1 protein-coding gene is annotated in these 1008 nt (G+C 38.9%); it reads right to left on the bottom strand.

The annotated features are described in order from the left end of the window. Nucleotides 1-1006: endonuclease/exonuclease/phosphatase family protein (locus VXQ92_RS21560; protein WP_416683124.1), on the bottom strand; the 1006-nt coding region annotated here is incomplete at its 3' end. Nucleotides 1007-1008 lie beyond the last annotated feature (2 nt).

Here is a 1008-nt window from a genome sequence, read left to right as displayed (position 1 = left end):
CTTGAGTTTGTTCTAATTCCTCGTGAATCTCTTCAAATATTCGACCTGTTTGTAAAACGACATAGACAGGAAAATGGTCTGATCCAATATGAGATAAACGCTGCATTTTTACTAAACCGAAGTCTGTACTATGAAAGATATGGTCAAGTGACCAGCGCAATAAAGGATAGTCCGCATGAAAAGTATTAATAAAATGTCGCCCCACTCGTGGATCGAGTAGCCCACTAATACGTTGAAATAAACGGGTTGTTCGTGACCACGCTACGTCGTTTAAATCCCCCATCACAATACAACTTTCATCAAGATCTTTAATTTGGTCTCCGACAATTAAAAGCTCAGCGTCACGCAGTGTTGAATCTTTTGCTTCAGTTGGGCTAGGTGGCTTAGGATGTAAACTGTAGAGCTGAACAGGCATACCAGATCGCAAAATTACCGTGGTATGAATAGAAGGTATTTCATTACTTAAAATGAATTTAACCTCAGTATTTTTAAGCGGTAACCGGCTATATAAATGCATCCCGTATAAATTATCTAAAGGTACGGGCACACGGTATGGATAATCTTTCTCGATCTCTTTTAAAGCATTTTCCCAAGTTGTATCGCTCTCTAAAGTAAGCAATAAATCAGGTTTTAACGTCCGTACATGCTCAAGTAATAAATGATATTTATCATTCGGGGTGAGCACATTAGAAACTATCAGTGAAATCTGTTTTTTAGGATCTAGCTGATGCTGTTTGACCTTTTTAACCTGTTTTTTCCAAAACAGCGTATATGGTAAAACCATTTTAAGTTGGTAGGCAATCGCTGCGATGAGTACCGCAAGCAAAAGCTCACGCCATACGTCCCATTCGGTCGGCCAAAACAACATACCAATTAAAGCAATTAAGCCAATAAACAGAATTTGTAATCTTGGAAAATCTGCACCTCGAAACCACCACTCATCACGAGGAATAAGTGACCAGAAGCTTAACCAAATCACCACTACTGCCAGTACTTCGATATAAATCA

It is taken from the genome of Acinetobacter sp. 228 (assembly GCF_048147885.1).
This window is presented reverse-complemented; position numbering and strand designations above follow the sequence as displayed.